This is a genomic window from Thioalkalivibrio sp. AKL19 (assembly GCF_000420165.1).
Classification (GTDB): domain Bacteria; phylum Pseudomonadota; class Gammaproteobacteria; order Ectothiorhodospirales; family Ectothiorhodospiraceae; genus Thioalkalivibrio.
The window spans coordinates 1-14,466 of the sequence record NZ_ATUK01000005.1 but is presented as its reverse complement, the minus strand read 5'-3'; the positions used below and the strand labels follow the sequence as shown (position 1 = coordinate 14,466).

Annotated in this window: 17 protein-coding genes and 1 pseudogene; 2 read left to right on the top strand and 16 right to left on the bottom strand. The window is 67.6% G+C overall.

The features are described from left to right. Positions 1-7: 7 nt before the first annotated feature. The 10 genes from sucD to F817_RS0101645 form a co-directional block, all read right to left on the bottom strand. Positions 8-883: a succinate--CoA ligase subunit alpha gene (gene sucD / locus F817_RS0101690; protein ID WP_024326022.1), complete on the bottom strand. Its 876-nt coding sequence runs from the start codon at positions 881-883 to the stop codon at positions 8-10. Beyond that, entirely contained in the window at positions 880-2,040 is a 1,161-nt protein-coding gene (sucC, locus tag F817_RS0101685) for an ADP-forming succinate--CoA ligase subunit beta (RefSeq protein ID WP_024326021.1), read from the bottom strand. Before sucC ends, sucD begins: the two co-directional genes overlap by 4 nt. A 70-nt stretch (positions 2,041-2,110) precedes the next feature. Further along, complete coding sequence (panD, locus tag F817_RS0101680) at positions 2,111-2,491, bottom strand: aspartate 1-decarboxylase (RefSeq protein WP_024326020.1); 381 nt, start codon at positions 2,489-2,491, stop codon at positions 2,111-2,113. Positions 2,492-2,821: 330 nt separating this feature from the next. Continuing rightward, a complete protein-coding gene (gene panC, locus F817_RS0101675; RefSeq protein ID WP_024326019.1) occupies positions 2,822-3,700 on the bottom strand; it encodes a pantoate--beta-alanine ligase in 879 nt (292 codons plus the stop codon). 30 nt (positions 3,701-3,730) lie between these two features. Next, positions 3,731-4,525 carry a 3-methyl-2-oxobutanoate hydroxymethyltransferase gene (panB, locus tag F817_RS0101670; RefSeq protein WP_024326018.1) on the bottom strand — a complete coding sequence of 265 codons (795 nt, stop codon included), beginning with the start codon at positions 4,523-4,525 and terminating at the stop codon, positions 3,731-3,733. Positions 4,526-4,560: 35 nt separating this feature from the next. Continuing rightward, complete coding sequence (locus F817_RS0101665; protein WP_024326017.1) at positions 4,561-5,211, bottom strand: deoxynucleoside kinase; 651 nt, start codon at positions 5,209-5,211, stop codon at positions 4,561-4,563. Further along, complete coding sequence (gene folK / locus F817_RS0101660) at positions 5,208-5,750, bottom strand: 2-amino-4-hydroxy-6-hydroxymethyldihydropteridine diphosphokinase (RefSeq protein ID WP_024326016.1); 543 nt, start codon at positions 5,748-5,750, stop codon at positions 5,208-5,210. The genes F817_RS0101665 and folK overlap by 4 nt, the downstream gene beginning before the upstream one ends. Beyond that, positions 5,747-7,180: a polynucleotide adenylyltransferase PcnB gene (gene pcnB / locus F817_RS0101655; protein WP_024326015.1), complete on the bottom strand. Its 1,434-nt coding sequence runs from the start codon at positions 7,178-7,180 to the stop codon at positions 5,747-5,749. The genes folK and pcnB overlap by 4 nt, the downstream gene beginning before the upstream one ends. A 52-nt stretch (positions 7,181-7,232) precedes the next feature. Beyond that, positions 7,233-7,703: an NUDIX hydrolase gene (locus tag F817_RS0101650; RefSeq protein WP_024326014.1), complete on the bottom strand. Its 471-nt coding sequence runs from the start codon at positions 7,701-7,703 to the stop codon at positions 7,233-7,235. Then, positions 7,700-8,140 (bottom strand): RNA-binding S4 domain-containing protein, encoded by a 441-nt coding sequence (locus tag F817_RS0101645; RefSeq protein WP_024326013.1) that lies wholly within the window; start codon positions 8,138-8,140, stop codon positions 7,700-7,702. The genes F817_RS0101650 and F817_RS0101645 overlap by 4 nt, the downstream gene beginning before the upstream one ends. A 115-nt stretch (positions 8,141-8,255) precedes the next feature. On the opposite strand from F817_RS0101645, the gene F817_RS0101640 reads away from it, so the two are divergent. Then, entirely contained in the window at positions 8,256-8,945 is a 690-nt protein-coding gene (locus F817_RS0101640) for a glutathione S-transferase family protein (protein WP_024326012.1), read from the top strand. Between the two features lie 291 nt (positions 8,946-9,236). Here the strand turns inward: F817_RS0101640 and F817_RS14800 are convergent. Further along, positions 9,237-9,443, bottom strand: a pseudogene (locus F817_RS14800) (hypothetical protein). Positions 9,444-9,865: 422 nt separating this feature from the next. Beyond that, on the bottom strand, positions 9,866-10,291 hold the full coding sequence (gene fur, locus F817_RS0101630; RefSeq protein WP_024326011.1) for a ferric iron uptake transcriptional regulator: 426 nt from the start codon (positions 10,289-10,291) through the stop codon (positions 9,866-9,868). A 98-nt stretch (positions 10,292-10,389) separates the two neighbouring features. Between fur and F817_RS0101625 the strand changes: the two genes are divergently transcribed. Continuing rightward, positions 10,390-10,752: an outer membrane protein assembly factor BamE gene (locus tag F817_RS0101625; RefSeq protein WP_024326010.1), complete on the top strand. Its 363-nt coding sequence runs from the start codon at positions 10,390-10,392 to the stop codon at positions 10,750-10,752. A 26-nt stretch (positions 10,753-10,778) separates the two neighbouring features. On the opposite strand, the gene F817_RS0101620 is transcribed toward F817_RS0101625, so the two are convergent. From F817_RS0101620 to F817_RS0101605, 4 genes are all read right to left on the bottom strand, one after another. Further along, entirely contained in the window at positions 10,779-11,135 is a 357-nt protein-coding gene (locus tag F817_RS0101620; protein ID WP_051132315.1) for an RnfH family protein, read from the bottom strand. A gap of 28 nt (positions 11,136-11,163) precedes the next feature. Next, positions 11,164-11,604 (bottom strand): type II toxin-antitoxin system RatA family toxin, encoded by a 441-nt coding sequence (locus tag F817_RS0101615; protein ID WP_024326008.1) that lies wholly within the window; start codon positions 11,602-11,604, stop codon positions 11,164-11,166. Further along, positions 11,604-12,962 (bottom strand): sodium-dependent transporter, encoded by a 1,359-nt coding sequence (locus F817_RS0101610; RefSeq protein WP_024326007.1) that lies wholly within the window; start codon positions 12,960-12,962, stop codon positions 11,604-11,606. The genes F817_RS0101615 and F817_RS0101610 overlap by 1 nt, the downstream gene beginning before the upstream one ends. A 195-nt stretch (positions 12,963-13,157) precedes the next feature. Then, positions 13,158-14,366 carry an IS256 family transposase gene (locus F817_RS0101605; RefSeq protein WP_024325948.1) on the bottom strand — a complete coding sequence of 403 codons (1,209 nt, stop codon included), beginning with the start codon at positions 14,364-14,366 and terminating at the stop codon, positions 13,158-13,160. Between the last annotated feature and the right edge of the window lie 100 nt (positions 14,367-14,466).

Genomic DNA, 14,466 nt, shown 5'->3' with positions numbered 1-14,466 from the left:
CGGCGACTCAGGCGCGGGCGAGCGCGGACTGCATCGCGGCGCCCAGCTCGGCCGGGCTCTCCGCCACGGTCGCGCCGGCCTCGCGCAGGGCCGTCATCTTCTGCTCCGCGGTACCCTGGCCACCGGCGATGATCGCGCCGGCATGACCCATGCGCCGCCCCGGGGGGGCCGTGGCGCCGGCAATATAGGCGGCTATCGGCTTGTCGAATTCGTCCGCGATGTAACGTGCGGCGCGTTCCTCGGCATCACCGCCGATCTCGCCCACCATCAGCACGCCGTCGGTCTCCGGGTCATCGCGGAACAGGCGCAGGCAGCCGACAAAGTCGAGGCCCTGGATCGGGTCACCGCCGATGCCCACACAGGTGCTCTGACCGAGCCCGAGGTCCGAGGTCTGCTTGACCGCCTCGTAGGTGAGGGTGCCCGAGCGCGAGATGATGCCGATGCGCCCACGACTGTGGATGTAGCCGGGCATGATCCCGACCTTGCAGGCATCCGGGGTGATGATACCTGGGCAGTTCGGACCGATCAGGCGTGTGGGGCTCCCGGCCAGTACCTGTTTGATCCGCACCATGTCCTGCACCGGGATGCCCTCGGTAATACAAACGGCGAGCTCGATCCCGGCGTCCGCCGCCTCGCAGATCGCGTCCGCCGCGAACGGTGCAGGGACGTAGATCATGCTGACGGTGGCACCGGTCTTCGCCACCGCATCGGCGACGGTGTCGAACACCGGCCGGTCGAGGTGCGTCTGGCCGCCCTTGCCGGGCGTCACGCCACCCACCAGGCGGGTGCCGTAGGCGATGGCCTGTTCGGAATGAAAACTGCCCTGCTTGCCGGTGAAGCCCTGGCAGATCACCTTCGTATCGCGGTCGACGAGGATGCTCATGCCACGGCCTCCACCACGGCGCGCGCCGCCGCGTCCAGATCGGAGGCCGGGATCACGTCCAGGCCGGAGTTGGCCAGCGCGGCGCGGCCCTGGTCGGCGTTGGTGCCCTCCAGGCGCACCACCACCGGCACCTGGACCTGTACCTCGCGGATCGCGGCGATGATGCCCTCGGCGATCAGGTCGCAGCGCACGATGCCGCCAAAGATATTCACCAGTACGGCCTCCACCGAGGCATCCGACAGGATCAGCTTGAAGGCCGCGGTCACCCGTTCCACCGTGGTGCCACCGCCCACATCGAGGAAGTTGGCCGGCGACCCGCCGTGATGCTGGATCAGATCCATGGTCGCCATTGCCAGCCCGGCGCCGTTGACCATGCAGCCGATCGAGCCGTCCAGGCGGATGTAGTTGAGGTCGTGCTCGTGCGCCTGTTCCTCGGCGGGGTCGCGCTGGCGCACATCGCGCTCCGCGAACAGCGCCTTCTGGCGGTAGGCCGCGGAGTCGTCGATGGTCAGCTTGGCGTCGATCGCCAGCAGCCGGTCGTCCCCAGTCAGCACCAGCGGGTTGATCTCGAGGAGCTGCGCGTCGAGCTGCTGGAACAGGGCATGGGCATTGGTCACCAGCTGCGCCATCGCCTTCGCCGCGTCGCCGGACAGACCCAGGGTGGCGGCGACCCGGCGGCCGTGGAAGGGCATCACGCCGGTGGCCGGATGGATCGGCAGGGTCACCACGGCCTCGGGGCGCTCCGCCGCCAGGGTCTCGATATCCATGCCGCCCTCGGCGGAGACCACTAGTGCCAGGCGCTCGCGCGAACGATCCACCAGCATCGCGAAATAGAACTCGCGTGCGATGTCCGCCGCCGGCTCCAGCAGCAGCTGGTCCACCGGCAGCCCCTCGGGACCGCTCTGGCCGGTCACCAGACGCGAGCCCAGCAGCTTGTCCGCCGCCTCGCGGGCGCCCGGGGCGGAATCCGTCATCACTACGCCACCGGCCTTGCCGCGACCGCCCGAGTGGACCTGGGCCTTGACCAGCACGCGCTCGGCACCCAGGGCCTGCCACGCGGAAGGGAGTTCATCCGGAGACGTGATCACCTGGCCATCGGGAACCGGGATGCCGGCATCGCGGAAGCGCGCCTTGGCCTGAAATTCGTGGAGATTCATGGGCGTCGAGGATAGCGGCGCGCCCCCGGCCCGACAACTGCGGGAAGGGCGCGCGCGAGGGGATGGGGAATCAGGCGGCCTGGACCGGGATCCCGTGACCGGTGCGGATGATCCGATTGCCGGCGTCGAGATAGACCAGATCGGGGGTGAATTCGCGGGCCTCGGCGGCCTCCATCTGGGCGTAGGCGCAGATGATCACGCGATGACCCACCGCCGCCTTGTGTGCCGCAGCGCCGTTGACCGAGATGATCCCGGATCCGGCCTCGCCCTCGATCGCGTAGGTGGTGAAGCGCTCGCCGTTGTCGACGTTGTAGATCTGGATCTGCTCGAACGGCAGGATACCAGCGGCCTCCAGCAGGCGCGTGTCGATCGCACAGGAGCCTTCGTACTCCAGCTCGCAATGCGTGACCCGGCCCTGATGCAGCTTGCCTTTGAGCATAGTGACAACCATACGGCGAATTCCCGGCTTGTACCTCGGAAGGGCGAAAAATTATCCGCGATCCAGGCGGCTACGGCAAACCCGCCTCTTCGCGTCGATGGTTTTTTCACCTCGCAGCGCCCGAAGGCACGAAGAACTTCAAGGGCGATTTACAGGAAGGCTGGAAGACAGAACGAGTGGCAAAACAGGAATGGCTCCGGCGTTCGGGGACCAGCAAGAACGTTACCGATTGTCAGCGCCCTGCAGCACCATCCTCACCCTTGAACCTTCCCGTCTTCCTGTGGAGAACCCTTGAATTTCTTCGTGTCTTCGTGCGCTGCGTGGTAGCCGAAACCGGCAGAGTCAGTCGGTGCGGGTGCGGACGTTGTCGATCAGGCGGACCTCGTCCAGCCAGGCGGCGCTCAGGACCACGAGGTCCTGCTCGGCCAGCGGCACGCCGGTTTGTGGCTCCATCAGGTCCTCCGCACGACGAATGGACAGGTACTCGGGATCAAACCCCGCCTCGCGCAGCCGGTCGCAGGCACGCCCCTCCACCTCGGGGATGCGGTCGGCGTCGAACACGGTCGCCGTGCGGCATACCATGGCCACTTCGTCCAGCACCCGCTTGAGCTCCGGCGCCACCGCCCGTGCCTCTTCCGACAGCTGCTGGTTGCGGGAGCTAAAGGCCAGCCCGTCCCGCTCGCGCACCGTGGGAATCGCCTCCACCCGGGTCGGGATATCCAGCCCCAGCACCATGCGCTCGATCAGCTTGAACTGCTGGAAGTCCTTCTCGCCGAACAGGGCCAGGTCCGGGCGCACCAGGTTGAACAGCTTGGTCACCACGGTCGCCACGCCGTCGAAATGCCCGGGGCGGTAGTCGCCCTCCAGGATCTCCGACAGCACCGGGACGACCACGCGCACCGGGGGCACTCCATCGTCTGGATACATGTCCTCGTTGCTGGGACAGAACAGTGCATCCACGCCGGCATCAGTCGCCAGACGGGCATCCTCCTCCAGGCTGCGCGGATACCGCTCCAGATCCTCGGCACGGTCGAACTGCAGCGGGTTCACGAAGATCGACACCACCACCCGCTGGGCGCGCGCCCGGGCATGCCGGATCAGGGTCATGTGGCCTTCGTGCAGGTTGCCCATGGTGGGCACCAGGGCCACGGTACCGCGCCCCTTGCGCGACCACTCTCGATGCATGGCCACCAGTTGCGGCCGATCACGCAGGATTCTCATGGGTCAGGGTCCGTCCTTCGGGAAGTGCGTTTAACTGAAGGTATGCACGCCGGATTCGGGGAAGGCTCGCGTCCGCACGGCTTCGCAGTAGGCGCGCACCGCGCCCTCCAGGGAGCCCCCCTCGGCGAGGAAGTCGCGCGCGAAACGCGGCGGCTCGGGCGTCAGGCCAAGCACGTCCGACAGCACCAGCACCTGGCCGTCACAATGCGGGCTGGCTCCGATCCCGATCACCGGCACCCCGGCGCTGCGCACGATGGCGTCCGCGAGACTCTCGGGGATGCCTTCCAGCAGCAGGGCCTGCGCCCCGGCGTTCTCCAGGCGTGCGGCCAGGCATTCCATCTCCGCCGCGGCCTTCGGGTCGCGCCCCTGCACCCGGTGACCGCCGAAGCGGTGCACCGCCTGCGGGGTCAGCCCCAGGTGGGCGCAGACCGGGATGCCGGCGGCGACCAGGCGCTCGACCACCGGGACCTCGAACGCGCCGCATTCGACCTTGACCATGTGCGCCCCCGCCCGCAGCAGCGCCCCGGCCTGTGCCAGCGCGGTGGGTGCATCGACATCGCCCAGGAACGGGATGTCGGCCATGATCAGGGCGTTCTCGCTGCCGCGCGCCACGCTGGCGACGTGATAGACCATGTCGTCCAGTGTCACCGGCAGGGTCGTCGCGTGGCCCTGTACCACCATGCCCAGCGAATCGCCCACCAGGATGACGTCGACGCCGCAGCGATCCAGCAGCCCGGCGAAGGCCGCGTCATAGGCGGTGAGGCAGGCAATTGGCTCGCCCGCCTGCTTGCGCCGGGCCAGGGTATTCACGGTAATCGGCCGCATGCTCATGCCTCCCGGACAGTCCGGATTGCCACCCTCTAGAGCGAGATCGGCAACGGGTTGAAGTAGTGCCGCCCGCCCTGGATCGGCTCCAGGAACTGCACCAACTGGTCAAAGTCGGCCGGGTTGTTCACCCAGTCGATCTCGGTGGCGTTCACGATCACGAGCGCCGCTCCTTCGAAATGATAGAAGAATTCCGCGTAGGCGGCGTTCAACCGCTCCAGATAACCGGCCTCGATGTGACGTTCGTACGGTCGCGCCCGGCGGCGAATGCGTTCCTGCAGCACCTCCACCGGCGCCTGCAGGTAAACCACCAGGTCCGGGCGCGGCAGCCCCCCGCGCAGATGCCGGAACATCTCGCGATAGATCTCCAGCTCGTCCGGATGCAGGTTCAGCTCGGCGAACAGCGGGTCCTTGTCCATCAGGTAGTCGGATACATGGCGCTGCTCGAACAGGCCCTTCTGCGCCACCGGCGTCAGTTGGCGCACGCGCTGCACCAGGAAGTGCAGCTGGGTCGCCAGGGCGTGCTTGTCCGGCTCCTGATAGAAGCGATCCAGAAAAGGGTTCTCGTCCGGGGCCTCGAAGATGCCTTCGGCCTGCAGGTGCTCGGCCAGGCGCTTCGCCAGACTGGACTTGCCGACCCCGATCGGGCCCTCCACGGCGATGAAATCGAAATCGGCGAGGCTCATCCGCCACCCTCCGCCGCCGAAACGCTCGCCTCCGGTTCCGCGATCGGGATCAGGCTCGCGCCGTCAAAGCGCTGCGCCAAGAGCTCCAGCGGGCCCATGCCCGGGATTTGCAGACCCGGCGCCAGCTCCAGCAACGGCAGGATCACGAAGTCGCGCTCGGCAATGCCGGCATGCGGCACCCGCAACCCGGGAAGATCCAGGGACTGGTCGCCGAACAGCAGCAGGTCCAGATCCAGCAGGCGCGGTCCCCAGCGGGTGCCGTCGCGCTCGCGCCCGCAGGCACACTCGATCGCCTGCAGCCCCGCCAGCAGGTCCAGCGGCTCCAGCCGGGTGTGCAGACGGGCGACCGCGTTCACGTAGTCGGGCTGGTCCTGCGGCCCCATCGGCGGGTTGCGGAACAGCCGCGAGCGGCCGGTCAGGCGCGTATTCGGCAGCGCCTGAGCCAGGCGGCCGAAGGATTCGCGCACCTGGGCCTCGGGATCGCCCAGATTGGCGCCGATCCCGACAAAGGCCTGCACGCCGTGGTCGGCCGCGCTCATTCGCCACCTCCCGCGTCCGGGCTCGAGCCCGAGCCGCCGTTCTCGCCGCCACCGCCCTTGCGCCCCCGGCGGCGACGCCGGCCGCCGCGGCGTGATTTGCCCTTGGCGCCGGTCTTTCCATCCCCCTTGGCGCCCTTGCCCGGGGCACCCGCCATGGCCTTCTGCCCGGCCTCGTCCTGTTCCTGGATCTCGGTCCACCAGCGGCACAGCTCGGGGTCGGCATCGCCGGCGCGGGCCCGCAGGCAGAGAAAGTCGTAGCCGGCGCGGAAGCGAGGATGGGTCAGCAGGCGCAGCGCGCGGCCGCCACGATGGCGCTCCAGGCGCGCCTGCAGCTCCCAGATCTCGCGCACGATCAGGCTGAAGCGTTTGGGGATGGAGACCGTCTTCACCTGGCGATCCAGCACCTCGGCCATCGCCTGCTGCCAGGCCGGGATCTCCTGTTCATCGGCCGCGATCCGCTTGGCCGCCGCTACCTGCACCGGGGCCCAGAGGATGGCCGCATAGAGGAACGCCGGATTCACGCCCAGGCCCTCGTTGATGCGCTTGTCGGTATTCAGCAGCGACTCGACCAGGAACTGGCGGCGCTCGGGGCCGACGTCCGGATCGGCGAAGCAGGCCGCGGCCTCGGGGAACATCGGCTCGAACAGGCCCAGGCGCTCCAGCTCGTCCAGGCAGGTGACCGCCGCACCGCTGTGGAACAGCTTGATCACTTCGTCGAACAGCCGCGCCGGGGCCACGGCCTGCATCAGCGAGGCGAGATCAAGGATGCCGGACTCGACCTCCGGCGCGATGGTCAGACCCAACTTGGCGGCGAAGCGAACCGCACGCAGCATGCGCACGGGGTCTTCGCGCAGGCGGGTCTCGACGTCGTCCCCGATCAGGCGAAGCTCGCCCGCGCGCAGGTCCTCGAACCCCCCGGTGTAATCCAGCACCGAGAAATCCTCGATGTCGTAATACAGGGCGTTGATGGTGAAGTCGCGGCGAACCGCATCCTGCTCGATGGTGCCGTAGCGATTGTCGCGCAGGATACGGCCTTCCTCGCTGAGCGCGACCTGGCCTTCGTCCTCGGACTCGTCGTCATGCGGCGCACGGAAGGTCGCGACCTCGATCATCTCGCGCCCGAACAGCACATGCGCCAGACGAAAGCGGCGTCCGATCAGGCGGCAGTTGCGGAACAGGCCACGCACCTGCTCGGGGGTGGCGTCGGTGGCGACATCGAAGTCTTTCGGCTCGCGCCCAAGCAGCAGGTCGCGCACGCCGCCGCCCACAAGGCACGCCCGGTAACCGGCCTCGCGCAGGCGATAAAGCACCTTCAGCGCGTTGTCGTCGATCGCCGCGCGCGAGATGCCGTGCTCCTCGCGCGCGTAGACACGCGGTTCCGGCAGCTCGCGGTCGGGATGGGACGGGGTTGCGGGGTCAGCCTTTGTCACGCGATACCGTAGCGGTGGTCGAAAGCGCCGTATGGTAACAGCTTGGCCGCATTCATCCCGTTTTTCGCACCGGACGCGGCGCGGCGGTTTCGCCAGTCAGGCGCCAGCGCCGGTAATCGTCGAGGATGCGCCGGTGGTCGAAGGCCAGGACCGGGCCGGGATCTTCCGGATCCAGCCAGGCACAGTCGGCGGCATCGTCATCGGCCTTCGCCTCGCCCCGCCCACGAGCAATGTAGACCGCGCTGACGGTATGCCCGCGCGGGTCGCGGTCCGGGTCGGAGTAGACGCCCAGCAAGGCCTCCAGCCCGACCTCCAGCCCGGTCTCTTCACGCGCCTCGCGCACCGCGGCCTGTTCGGTGGACTCGCCGACATCGACGAAGCCGCCCGGCAGGGCCCAGCCATGCGGGGGATTGCGCCGCTCGATGACCAGCACGTGACCGGGATGGGCCGGATGGTGGATCACCAGATCGACGGCCACTCGCGGGGTCACCGGGGGGGCGCTGCTGCCTTCGGGAGATCTCACTCGGGTCCGCTCCTGTCACTGCCATCCTGGCGTATGAAGCGGCGAATCTTGCGCCGCTCGCGCTTGTCCGGCCGGCGGCTGGGCGCACTGTCCGCAACCGCGCGCTCGGCCCGGCGACGCTCGCTTTCCGCTGCGCGCCGGGCCTGGCTCTCCGGGGTTTCCTCGTACAGGGCCTGCGCCTCGCTCGCCGGTCGGCGCTGGTCGTTCAGCTCGACAACCTCCAGCTCCCAGACCTGCGGGCCGCGGTGAATGGTCAGCCGATCCCCGGGGTGTACCCGCCGGGCCGGCTTGCAGCGCTCACCGTTGACGTGGACCTTGCCTCCGCCCACCGCCTCGCTGGCCAGGCCCCGCGTCTTGTAGAAACGCGCGGCCCAAAGCCATTTGTCGATCCGCAAACCGGCGCTGGGCGCCTCGTGGTGGCCGCTACCCTTGCCCAAGGCTTTCCCGCGCCTTCACGAGGGAGGACAATGCACAATCTTTCCAAGCGAGGAACCGGCGTCCCGGAGTCGCCCGGACCGGGCCCTGCCCCGCCAGTGGACGCCGAAGACCATCATGAATCTGCCGCATCTGCACCTGATCAGCTTTGCCATTTGTCCGTTCGTCCAGCGTAGCGTGATCACGCTGAAATACAAGCAGGCCCCGTTCGAGCTGAGCCTGATCGACCTGGCCGACCCACCGGAGTGGTTCCGCGCGCGCTCGCCGCTGGGCAAGGTCCCGGTGCTGATCGTCGATCACGACACCGTACTGTTCGAGTCGGCGGTGATCAACGAATACATCGATGCCATTACCCCACCTGCGCTGATGCCGGCCGAGCCGCTGGAGCAGGCGCGCACCCGGGCGTGGATCGAGTACCTCTCGGAGCAGACCTTCGCCCAGTACCACTGGATGACGGCCACCACCGAGGATGCCTTCGAGCAGGCGCGGCACACCGCCGCGCGCGGACTGGAGCGCCTGGAACAGCAGATGACCCAGGACGACTGCCTGACCGCGCCCAGCTTCTCGCTGATCGACGCGACCCTGGCCCCGATCCTGATGCGTTATGCGCTGCTGGAGGATCCGGACAGCCCGTGGGAGGCCGACGCCTTTCCGCAGCTGGCGGCGCGCTGGGAACAGCTGCGCGAGATGCCGGCCGTGCAGGGCTCCGTCCCGACTGACTTTGCGGCGCAACTGGCCAACTACCTGCACCAGCAGGACGGCTTTGCGCCGGCGCATTTCGCGGCGCAGCTCGACGCGTCCGCCTGACCAAGGCTTCACCCGACCGCCTGCCCCGGTCGTCGGACTCGGTTCGTCATCCGGTGTTTACAGTGCCTTCGGTCCGCCACCTGCCTTGCTGTGGCAGGCCATGGTTCGGCACCTGGTGTTTACGTGCCTTCGTCCGGCCGCCTGCCGAGCGCTGACTCGCCAGCGCGCCGCGAGGTCCTTTCTTGCTTGTCCAAGAAAGGACCCAAAGAAGGACACCCGGATTCCGCCCGGGAACCTTGCTCCAGGGCCCTCGGGCCGGCGGCGCTGAACTCGCTACGCCTTCGGCTCCGCTCAGACATCCAGCGCCTTCTCCCGGCCCGAGAACCCTTCCGCAAGGGGCTCCATACGGGAGGAGAAGGTCAAAACAGACGCCACCCCAACATTGCTGCCCAACAATAAGCACTGCCACCTGAGAGCCCCCGGCGCCCGCTACGCGGGCGCGGCACGCCATGGCCGCAAGCCGAGCGTGCCGAAGATGCTCGAAGACCTAGCCATCATCCACTGGCAAGAACGCTGGGATAGCCCTTGTTTGGACCTTCCCCCCCGTTGTCGTCGCGCCGAGTGGAGAGGCTTTTCGCGGGAGAAGAGGCGCTGGATGTCTGAGCGGAGCCGAAGGCGTAGCGAGTTCAGCGCCGCCCGCGAAAAGCCTCGGAGCGAGGGAAACCCCGGCCCGCGCAGCGGGCCGGGGTCGCGGCAGTCGGGCGTGTTTCTTGGTGACTTCTTTGCACGAGCAAAGAAGTCACTCGGGGCGCGCTGGCGAGTCAGCGCCGGGCAGGCGGCTCGACGAAGGCACGTAAACACCAGGTGCCGAACCAGGGCCAGCCACAACTGAGCGAGATAGCGCCAGAGAGCGAGTCCGCATCACACGCCGCGTGCATCGCGTCGGTGCGGCTGGGGAAAAGACTACGAGAGGCGCGAGGTCAGACGGGGCGGTGGGGACAAACGCTGTCGGTGCAGTCGCCGTACAGGACCAGCGCGTGATCCTTGATGGCAAAGCCGTGGTGCTGCGCCACCTCGCGCTGGCGCCGTTCGATGGTCTCGTCGAAGAACTCCTCGACCCGTCCGCACTGGTTGCAGACGATATGGTCATGGTGCCCGCCCCGCTCGAGCTCGAACACCGCCTGGTTGCCCTCCAGGTGCAGGCGGCAGACCAGGCCGGCCGCCTCGAACTGGGTCAGCACGCGATACACCGTGGCCAGACCGATCTCCTCGCCGGAATCGAGCAACTCGCGGTAGATCGCCTCGGCCGTGAGGTGGCGAGTCTCCGAAGTCTCGAGGATCTCGAGGATCTTCATCCGCGGCAGCGTGACCTTGAGCCCGGCCTTCTTCAGATTGCTGGTTTCCATGACCCGTCTTCCCGGTCCCGTCCGCTTGAGAGTGGCGGGACGCTTTGGTGTACCATGCGCGTTCACGGCCCACCAGACGCCGAGGACCGCCCGCTCAGATGATCAAGATTCTCATTTCTATCGCCGTGGCCGCAAGCCTGCTGAGCGCCTGCGGCGGCCTCAACCAGTTCCGTCTGGATGTACAGCAGGGCAACGTGATCGATCCCGCCCAAGTGGCCCAGATCGAGCCCGGCATGAGCCCGCAGCAGGTGCGCTTCCTGATGGGGTCACCCCAGCTGGAGCCCGCCTTCCGGGCCGACGAGCGCTGGGACTATGTCTACTACCGCCGCCCGGGGTTCGGCGCGACCGAGCGCCAGCGGGTCACCGTGCACTTCGCCGACGGCGTGGTCAGCCACGTGGACGCTGATATCCCGCAGCCGGTTGCACTGGACGAGCATCCGGTGGACATGGACGACGACTGAGCCCCGAACAGGGCCCAGCGACGTCTCTACTCCTTCGTGTTATCGACCCCCGGCGCATCCTTCGACGACGCGCCGGAGGTCTCCGCATCGCCCTTTCCGGGCTTCTTCTTGCGACCTTTCCCGGCGCGCTGGCGCCGCACTTCCTTCGGGTCCGCGATCAGCGGACGGTAGATCTCGATGCGATCGCGCGGGCGCAGCACCGTGTCGCGGCGGGTAATCTTGCCGAAGATCCCCACCTTGGCGTTATCCAGGTCGACCTCCGGGAACTGCAGCTCGATCTCCGACTGGCGCAGCGCGGTCTCCACCGTCGTACCCTCGGGCACCACCAGCGGCAGGATCACCTGGCGGTCGGGCCGCGCGTAGGCGACCTCCACCCGGATCATCCCGTCCCCGGCGGCCGGCGCCAGGTGACTATCCGGCACCGTGAACCTCGCGTGCGCGCTGGACGAAGGCATCCACCAGCGAATTGGCGATCTGGTTGAACACCGGGCCGATGGCGAAGGCCATGATGCGGTTGGCGAACTCGAACTCCAGTTCCAGGGCGATGCGGGTCTTGCCGCCTTCGACCTGGGAGAAGGTCCAGGTGCCGTGTAGCCGCCGGAACGGCCCGGAGACCAGGCGCATGTCGATGCTCTCCGGGCGCTTCAGGGTATTGCGGGTGGTAAACGACTTGTGCAGCGCGCCCTTGGCCAGTTCGATCGTGCCCTCCACCTCGTGCTCGCCGCGCGGGCGCGCCGATGCGCTGCGACAGCCCGGCAGGAACTCCGGATAGGCGTCGACGTCATTGACCAGGTTGAACATCTGCTCGCGCGTGTAGGGGACGTCCGCGTAGCGGCGAATCTTCGAGGCCATCAGATCAGCTCCACCGCACGCAGGAAGACGAACAGGATCGCGACCGGCGCGACGAAACGCACCAGGAAATACCAGACCTGGTACAGCAGCGGATGCTTCATGCGCAGCTCGGACTGCACCGAGCGCTCGGTCATGCGCCAGCCGACGAAGATCGCGATCAGGAACCCGCCGATCGGCAGCAGGATGTTGGCCGTCACGTAATCCAGCAGGTCCAGGATGCCCATGTCGAACAGGGTGTAGTCGGACCAGACGTTCAGCGACAGCAATGCGCCGATCCCGAGGAACCAGGCCCCGATGGCGATCATCGCGGTCGCCATCACCCGGCTCAGCCCCATATTCTCGACCAGGAAGGCCACCGCCGGCTCGATGATGGAGATCGCCGAGGTCCAGGCCGCGAACACCAGCAGGACGAAGAACATGGTGCCGAAGTACAGCCCGCCCGGCATGTCGGCGAACGCCAGCGGGAGGGTCACGAAGATCAGCCCCGGGCCCTGCTCGGCCGACAGGCCGGCCCCGAGGACGATGGGGAAGATCGCCAGGCCGGCCATGATGGCCACCAGCGTATCCGCGCCGACGACCGCCGCAGAGGTCCGTGCGATGGATGCCTCGCTCTGCAGGTAGCTGCCGTAGATCATGATCGCGCCCATGCCGAGGCTGAGCGTGAAGAAGGCCTGGCCCATCGCCAGCAGCACCGCGTTGGCGGACAGCGCGGAGAAGTCCGGATACAGCAGGAACTCCAGTCCGGCAAGGAACTGCCCCTCGACCATCGCGTAGCCGACCATCACCACCAGCATCACGAACAGCAGCGGCATCAGGATCGTCACCGCCTTCTCGAGGCCGGACTGCACCCCGCGCGCGACCACCATCGCGGTCATCACCATGAAGATCGTGTGCCAGGCCAGCAGGGCCTCGGGGTCCGCCAGCATGTTGCCGAACATCGACTCCGAGCCATCCGCATCCAGCCCGAGAAAGCCGCCGGTCCCGGACTTGAAGACATACGACAGCGACCACCCCGCGACCACGCTGTAGAAGGACAGGATCAGGAACCCGGCCAGCACCCCGATCCAGCCGATCATGCCCCATGCACGGGTCAACCCCTCCTCGCGCGCCAGAGCGGACATGGTATTGATCGGGCTCTGGCGCCCGCGCCGGCCCAGCAGGATCTCCGCCATCATCACCGGCAGGCCGATCAGCAGGATGCAGCCCAGATACACGAGCACAAACGCCCCACCTCCGTTCTCGCCGGCGATATAGGGAAAGCGCCAGATATTGCCCAGGCCGACAGCCGAGCCCGTGGCCGCCAGAATGAAGGCCAGGCGGGTTGTCCATTGCCCGTGGATCGAGGTCGTGGCTGGCATCGGTGACTCCTTGTTGAACGGAGACGGGGGGCACTCCCGCGGGCCGCCGCCCCGGCAGCGGCCAGGGCCGGTCGCGCAAGCGCATCGCCGGGTCCGCCGGAATTGTGGGGCAGCGGGTCGCCCGGCTCAACTTTCAGGTTGTGTGCGTCAAGTTGTGCAGAAGTGAGTCGGCCATGTTCGGTTGGTCGGTATGGCTCAGGCGGCCTCGGCCTGCCGGAGCAGGATTTTCTTGTGCTCTTTGAGCAGATCCATGTTCAGGTAGCGGTTGTCCTCCAGCCAGCCTTCGTGGATTTCGACGGCCAGAGCCCGCACCAGACGTAGACAGCTGTGGGTGTTGGGGAAGATCCGGACCACTCGGGTTCGGCGCCGAATCTCCTCGTTCAGCCGCTCGAGCATGTTGGTGCTCTTCATGTGCTTGTGGTGGGCCCGCGGCAGGCGGTAGAACGTCAGGGTCTCCTGGATGTTCTCCTCCACCCAGTCGCACAGGCGGGGATACTTCGCCTGCCAGCGCTCCAGCCAGGCCGCCAGATCGCGCTGGGCCTCGGTCAGATCCCGGCGGTCGTAGAGCCAGCGCAGCTCTTGCAGGCAGTCGTCGTCGGCCTTGCGCGGCAGGTGGTCCAGGGCGTTGCGCAGGAAGTGCACATAGCAGCGCTGCCATACCGCTTCCGGGAGGATCTCCAGGATGGCCCGGCGCAGCCCTGCGTGCTCGTCGCTGACCACCAGTTCGACCCCGTTCAGCCCGCGCTCGCGCAGCCGCTCCAGGAAGGCGCGCCAGCTGCTCGCGCTCTCGCGACTGGCCAGCTCCACCCCCAGCACCTGACGCCGGCCTTCCCAGTTGACACCGATGGCAATCAGCACCGCCTGGGACCGGATCACGCCGCCCTCGCGGACCTTCTCGTAGCGCGCGTCCAGGATCAGATAGGGGCAGGGCTCCTCCAGGCGCCGCGACGCGAACTCCGCCAGGCGGCCGTCCAGCCCCCGGTTGATGGTCGAGATCGCCGAGGCCGAGAACCCGTGACCGCACAACTCCTCGGTGATGGCCTTGACCTTGCGCGTCGACACGCCCTGGACATACATCTCCATCAGGGCCGAGACCAGCGCCTTCTCCGAGCGCTGATAGCGCTCGAACAGGCTGGTGGAGAACTGGCCGTTGCGGTCCCGGGGGACCCGCAACTCCAGCTTGCCCACGCGTGTGATCAGGGTGCGCGGGTAGTACCCGGCCCGGTAGCCCAGGCGGCCCTCGGTGCGCTCCCCCGGTGCCGCCTGGAGCTGGTCGCTCATCTCGGCTTCCAGGACCTGCTGGACCGCCTCGCGCACCAGCGTGCGCATCAGTTCCTCGTCTGTCCCCAATAGCGCTCGCAGTGACGTGCGATCCGCAGTAGCCTGGCTCTTGTGAGTGGTCATGGTCTCGCCCTCCTTGAGGGGTTCCGGTGGTCGCTAACCAGCCCGAATACCATGGCCGCTCACCTCCTGCCAGCTTCTGCACACAACTCAGCACACTACT